Annotated in this window: 4 protein-coding genes and 2 rRNA genes; all 6 read left to right on the top strand. The window is 37.1% G+C overall.

What is annotated here, in order from left to right:
* Positions 1-907, top strand: a 23S ribosomal RNA gene (locus WC223_08300); the annotation flags it as partial.
* Positions 908-973: 66 nt separating this feature from the next.
* Positions 974-1,084 (top strand): 5S ribosomal RNA (gene rrf / locus WC223_08295).
* Positions 1,085-1,283: 199 nt separating this feature from the next.
* Positions 1,284-3,068, top strand: coding sequence for an arginine--tRNA ligase (gene argS / locus WC223_08290; protein ID MFA6924243.1), 1,785 nt, complete (start codon positions 1,284-1,286; stop codon positions 3,066-3,068).
* Between the two features lie 208 nt (positions 3,069-3,276).
* Complete coding sequence (locus tag WC223_08285) at positions 3,277-5,352, top strand: oligopeptide transporter, OPT family (protein ID MFA6924242.1); 2,076 nt, start codon at positions 3,277-3,279, stop codon at positions 5,350-5,352.
* 91 nt (positions 5,353-5,443) lie between these two features.
* Positions 5,444-5,821, top strand: a complete 378-nt coding sequence (locus WC223_08280) for a PqqD family protein (protein ID MFA6924241.1) — start codon at positions 5,444-5,446, stop codon at positions 5,819-5,821.
* A gap of 3 nt (positions 5,822-5,824) precedes the next feature.
* Complete coding sequence (locus WC223_08275) at positions 5,825-7,285, top strand: aminoacyl-histidine dipeptidase (protein MFA6924240.1); 1,461 nt, start codon at positions 5,825-5,827, stop codon at positions 7,283-7,285.
* Positions 7,286-7,293: the final 8 nt, after the last annotated feature.

Here is a 7,293-nt window from a genome sequence, read left to right as displayed (position 1 = left end):
TGGTGTAACGATCTGGGCACTGTCTCAGCCATGAGCTCGGTGAAATTGTAGTAGCGGTGAAGATGCCGCTTACCCGCAACGGGACGGAAAGACCCCGTGAACCTTTACTATAGCTTAACATTGACTTTGGATGAACGATGTGTAGGATAGGTGGGAGACTTTGAAGTGGAGGCGCTAGCTTTCATGGAGTCAAACTTGAAATACCACCCTTTATTCATTAGAAGTCTAATCCCGTGTATGCGGGAAACAGTGTTTGGCAGGTAGTTTGACTGGGGTGGTCGCCTCCAAAAGAATAACGGAGGCTTTCAAAGGTACCCTCAGCACGCTTGGTAACCGTGCGCAGAGTGCAATGGCACAAGGGTGCTCGACTGTGAGACTAACAAGTCGAACAGGTAGGAAACTAGGACATAGTGATCCGGTGGTTCCGCATGGAAGGGCCATCGCTCAAAGGATAAAAGGTACTCCGGGGATAACAGGCTGATCACTCCCAAGAGCTCACATCGACGGAGTGGTTTGGCACCTCGATGTCGGCCCGTCACATCCTGGGGCTGGAGAAGGTCCCAAGGGTTCGGCTGTTCGCCGATTAAAGTGGCACGCGAGCTGGGTTCAGAACGTCGTGAGACAGTTCGGTCCCTATCTGTTGTGGGCGTTGGAAGTTTGAATGGTGCTGACTCTAGTACGAGAGGACCGAGTCGGACGAACCTCTAGTGTATCTGTTGTAGTGCCAACTGCACCGCAGAGTAGCTACGTTCGGATGAGATAAGCGCTGAAAGCATCTAAGTGCGAAACTCGCCATAAGATTATACTTCCTTTAAGAGACGTTAAAGACTATGACGTTGATAGGCTGTAGGTGTAAAGACAGTAATGTCAAAGCCGAGCAGTACTAATTACTCGTAAGCTTTCTAATGTGCGTGTTTTATTTTTTATTAAGTGTTTTCTTTCAATTAAATGTCAATTATGAAACCAAAAATCTTATGGCGGCTTTAGCGGTGGTGTTCACCTTTTCCCATTCCGAACAGAGTAGTTAAGCCCACCAGCGCAGATGGTACTGCATTTATTGTGGGAGAGTATGTCGTCGCCGAATTTTATAAGACCCTTTCCGTTTTGCGGGGAGGGTTTTTATATTTATGAGATATTACTATATCAGAAACGAAATAATTTCAATACATCAATGTACCGAGCCGAGTCAATAATTTGTACATTCGATATTTTTTAAATCTGTAAATCTGTGGCATTTTTATTTTTTATTACATTTGCCCCGAAATTTATTAAAAAACAAAATGGTGAGAATAGAGGAAATTATTTCGAAAAATGTTGCGGCAATAATTAAAAAGCTTTACAATAAAGATATTGAAGTATCTGAAAATTTTATTCAAAAAACAAAAGAAGAATTTGACGGCGATATTACTCTTGTTGTTTTTTCGTTTGCAAAAATTATTGGCGGAAGTCCCGAAAAAATTGCCGAAGAAATAGGAACGGAGTTTAAAAATAATTTGAGTGAAATTTCGGATTTCAATGTAATCAAAGGATTTCTGAATTTAAAAATCAACGATAATTACTGGCTTGAATATTTTGCAGATAATAATAAAGAAAAAAATTATGGTTTTTCAAAAACAAAAAAAGAAGAAACCATAATGATTGAATACTGTTCGCCAAATACCAACAAACCATTACATCTTGGTCACATACGGAATTGCTTTCTTGGACATTCAATATCGGAAATTTTAAAAGCAAACGGCTCTAAAGTTATTAAAGCAAATCTTGTAAACGACCGCGGAATACATATCTGCAAAACCATGCTCGCATGGCAGAAATGGGGAAGCGATGATGCTCCCGAGCATAATGACATCAAAGGCGACCATTTTGTTGGCAATTATTATGTATTGTTTGAAAAGAATTATAAAAGCGAAATTGATGAACTTGTTGCAAAAGGAATTTCCGAAGAAGAAGCAAAAAAACAAGCCGGTTTGATTTTGCAGGCACAGGAACTTTTAAAAAAATGGGAAGATAGAGATATAGACACAATAAATCTCTGGAGAAAAATGAACAATTGGGTTTATGCGGGCTTTGAAGAGACATACACTGCTCTTGACATCAGCTTCGATAAAGTTTATCACGAATCGGAAACTTATATTACCGGAAAAAAAATTATTGAAGACGGATTGAAAAAAGGAGTGTTTTTTGAAAAAGAAGACGGCTCGGTTTGGATTGACCTTACTGCCGACGGATATGATGAAAAACTCCTGCTGCGTGCCGACAAAACTTCGGTTTATATTACACAGGATTTGGGAACCGCCTTGGAAAGAACAAATGAATTTAATCTTAGCAAAATGATTTATATCGTGGGAAACGAACAGGATTATCATTTTGCAATACTTAAAATTATTTTGAAAAAACTCGGTTACAACTGGGCTGATAATATATTTCATTTGTCGTATGGCATGGTTGAATTGCCATCGGGAAAAATGAAATCAAGAGAAGGAAAAGTTGTAGACGCTGATGACTTAATTAATGAAATGCTCGAAACTGCAAGGAATATAACAAAAGAACTAGGAAAAATTGAAGGAATGAGTTTTGAGGAAGCACAGGATTTGTATCGTAAAATTGGTTTGGGTGCATTGAAATATTTTATTTTGAAAATTGACCCGAAAAAAAATATGTTGTTCAGTCCCGACGAATCTATTGATTTTAATGGAAATACAGCGCCATTCATTCAATATACCTTTGCCCGCATACAATCAATACTACGAAAAAGCGAAAGCATGGAAATTAAGCCGGTTCTTGCTCAGGGTATTGCTCTGAACGAAAAAGAAAAAGAACTTATAAAATTAATTTATTATTTTCCGCAAATAATAAAACAAGCGGCAGAAGAATACAGTCCTGCTGTAATTGCAAATTATGCTTATACTCTTGCAAAAGAATATAATCAGTTTTATCACGATTATCCGATTCTGAAAGCCGAAAACGAATCCTCAATGAATTTCAGATTAATATTATCTGCATTTATAGCAGAAGTTATTAAATCATCTTTGAAACTACTGGGAATTGATGTGCCATACAGGATGTAGAGTGGCGCCAAATTAATAATTGACAAACTTCGACATTCGGTATTCGATGTTCGATATTTTTTAAAAATAATGAATAACGAATGTCGAAATGTCCCCAATTATTATTAATAATTTAACAATAAGATATGTATTGATAAAAAAGTTTGTAAAACATTTTAATTATTTTATTTTTGCCATATATTAATTTAAGAATTAAAAATTTATACTTATGGAAAATACTTCAGAACAAAAGAAATTTGTGCCTTTTGTTTCACCCGAAACAAACATGGCTGAATTTACATTAAGAGCATTGATTATAGGTCTTATAATGTCGGTGGTTCTTGGTGCAGCTAACGCATATCTTGGATTGAAAGCCGGTATGACTATTGCTGCTACTTATCCTGCTGCCGTTATTGGAATGGCTATTTTAAAAGCAATGAAAGGCAGTATTCTTGAAGAAAACATTGCCCGTACAGTTGGCTCAATAGGCGAATCAGTTGCTGCCGGAGCAATATTCACATTGCCGGGATTTTTTGTTGCCGGAATTTGGCGTCCGTTCTTTACTCCCGGTCATTATCTTACTTCAACTCTTATTTTGATTAGCGGTGGTGTTCTTGGAATTATGTTTGTTGCCTTGCTTAGAAGAGTGATGGTAGAAGACCACGAACTTCCTTTTCCAGAATCAGTTGCTGCTGCTGAAATTCACAAAGCAGGACGTAATACCGGCGGAGGTTCAAAATTCCTTTTTGGTGCAATGCTCGGCGGCGCAGTGATTAAAATTCTTGGTGATTTAAAATTCTTTGCTGCTTCATGGGAAAAATTTATTGTTTTCTCGAAACAAACAATTACAGGAACAACTATTAGCGGTAAAGGTGGCTTATTGCTTAGCTCTCCCGGAATCAGTCCCGCATACATGGGTGTTGGATATATAATAGGTCCAAAACTTGCTTCCTTGAATTTCAGTGGAGGATTAATAGCTTGGGGTCTTTTAGCTCCGATTATTCTTTATTTTTTAGGACCTTCTCTTGATTTTAACGCATGGGCGGCTTACCTCATGTCAAAAGATGCTTCTCTGACAATGGATGTAGCATTAAATAAAGTTAATGACCCTTCATTTCAAATGAGTCAGATATGGAGGTTTATTGTTCGTCCCATCGCAATTGGCGGTATGTTAATGGGTGCGGGCTTTACACTGTTTAAAATGAGGAAGAGTTTGACAGCAGGTATCGTAAGGTCGATAGGAGATGTAAAAAAAGCTGCTGCCGGCACATCGGAAGTAACTCCAAGAAACGAAAAAGATATTAGCTTTACATGGATTATGCTCGGTATTATCGGTGTTGCAATAGCCACATTTTGTATAACATTCTTTATTTTTGATACTTCTTTCATTGTTGCATTTGCTGCTGCTACGGTACTTATAATTCTTGCATTTTTCTTTGGTGCAGTTTCCGGATATCTTGTAGGTATTATGGGTTCGAGCAATAATCCTATCAGCGGATTAACTTTAACTGCGTTAGTTGTTACTGCCTTAATTCTTGTTGCTCTTGGTGTGCAAGGTCAGGCAGGTGTTGCAGCAGTTCTGGGAGTTGCAGCAATTGTTTGCGTTTCTGCTGCTGTTGCAGGTGAAATGCTGCAGGATTTGAAAGCCGGACATATTCTTGGCGGTACTCCTTGGAAAATGCAGATTGGTGATATATTAGGGGTTGTACTTGCGGGCTGTGTGATGTTTGGAGTTTTAATAATTTTAAATGAAGGTGATATTGCAAAAGGTGTAAAAGAAGGATATGAAGGCGGTTTCGGAAGCAAAAATTTATCGGCGCCACAGGCAAGCTTGATGGCAATGCTTTCAAAAGGTATTGTTGGCGGACAAATGGCGTGGCCTCTTATAATTGTCGGCATGATGATGGGATTGGGATTTATTTTAATGCAGGTTAAAAGCCCTATGCTTGTTAGTGTTGGTATGTATCTGCCGCTTGAAACTACTTTTGCTATTTTCCTTGGTGGCGTTATTAAAGGTATTGTTGAACTTTATAATGACAGGAAAAAACATAATGAAGCGCAAAAAGCAAGAGTTGAAAACACAGGCGTGTTACTTGCTGCGGGCTTTATTGCCGGTGAAGCAATTATGGGATTGGTATTTGCACTTTTCTATTTCTTAAGAATTGATTTACCTGTTATTTTCAAGAACCCATCATTTTTAGTTAGCATATTGGTTTTAATAATTATCGGATTCGTTTTGGTGAGAATACCTATTAAAAATGCAGGAAGACCAGATGAACCTGCTCCTCCAACGGCTAATTTTTAATTGAGTAATTATAATACTTTTATTGTCTAAACTCTGACAGGTCTTACGACTCTGTCAGAGTTTGGATAATCTCTTTTATCAAAAAACGATTATGAGTATTTTTAGTAAAAAAAATAAAACAAATATTAATTATCTTGAGCTAATACCTCATACTATTCATAATCACAAAATAGAAGAAGATGGTTTGGTAACTGTCTTAGTACCTCGCTTTACAAGTAAATTCTGGAGTAAATATTTTTTATCAATAATGAAAAACAAATATATTAATTTAAAACTTGATGAACTTGGCTCTGCCACATGGTTAATGCTCGACGGTAAAAATAGAGTTGACACAATATGTAATGAATTGAATGAAAAGTTTGGCGAAAAAATCAATCCGGTTGAAGAGAGAGTGACAAAATTTTTAACACAATTATATTTAAATAAATTTATAAATTTTAATGATTTTAAAAACAATAAGGAGAAATAAAAAATGGCAAAAGTTTTAAATAACCTAAAACCACAACCTTTGTGGGACTTGTTTGAGGAAATTTGTAATGTTCCTCATCCATCAAAACATGAAAAAAAATTAGCTGAATTTGTTCTTGATTTTGCAAAAAATAACGGCATAGAAGCAGCTACCGATCAGGCAGGGAATGTTATATTACGAAAACCCGCTACACCCGGAAAAGAAAATTTAAAAGGTGTAATTATGCAAAGTCATCTTGACATGGTACCACAAAAAAACAGCGATATTCCGCATGATTTTGAGAAAGACCCTATAAAACCTCGTATCGAAGGTGAATGGGTTAAAGCTACCGGAACTACGCTTGGTGCTGACAACGGAATAGGAATGGCTGCTTCGCTCGCAGTTATGGCAGCAAAAGATATTGAACACGGACCACTTGAATGTCTTATTACAGTTGATGAAGAAACAGGAATGACAGGCGCGTTTGAATTAAAACCGGGCTTATTTAAAGGAGATATTTTGTTAAATCTTGATTCGGAAGACCATGGTGAATTATTTATAGGATGTGCCGGTGGTATTAATACTTCGGCAAAGCTTCCATTCAAAAAAGAACCTGTTGATAAAAGCATGACTTCATTTAAAATTGCTGTTAAAGGATTAAAAGGCGGACATTCAGGATTAGATATTAATCTTGGCAGAGGGAATGCAAATAAAATCATTAACCGTATTCTTTTTGAAAGTGCAAATAAATTTGGTTTGAGAGTTGCCGAAATAAACGGAGGAACACTTCGAAATGCAATTCCACGCGAAGCATTTGCAACAATTGTGCTTCCTGCAAATCAAAAAGATGCCTTTGCAAAATTTGTAAAAGAATTTGAAAAAATCGTTAAAAATGAATTGGCAACTACCGACCCCGAAGTAGTTTTTCTAGTTGAAACTACCAATCTTCCCGATGCTGTTATGGATTTGCAATCGCAGCAAAAATTCCTGAATGCCATTTATGCATGTCCTAATGGAGTTTTTGGAATGAGTGCTGACATGATTGGTTTAGTTGAAACATCAAACAATCTTGCAATTGTTAAATCTGAAAATAACGCTGTTTGTATTGAAACTCTTCAGAGAAGTTCCGTTGAATCACAAAAAGAAGATATAGCTGCAATGCTCAAAAGTGTATTCACTCTTGCCGGAGCAGAAGTGGTGCAATCGGGCTCATATCCGGGATGGAAACCAAATGTTAATTCTCCTATTCTTCAGGTGATGAAAGACGTTTATAATAAACTATACGGTAATGTTCCGGCAATTAATGCTGTTCATGCCGGACTGGAATGTGGTTTGCTTGGCAGTGTATATCCAAACTGGGATATGATTTCTTTCGGACCAACCATCCGCTCTCCTCACTCACCCGATGAAAGAGTGCAAATTGAATCAGTTGGAAAATTCTGGAATTATTTAGTTGAAACATTAAAAAATATCCCGAAAAAATAATTCAAATA

This window comes from Bacteroidales bacterium (genome assembly GCA_041671145.1).
Lineage (GTDB): Bacteria > Bacteroidota > Bacteroidia > Bacteroidales > JAHJDW01 > JAQUPB01.
Note: the sequence above shows the minus strand (reverse complement) of the source record. Positions and strands in the feature narration are given on the sequence as shown.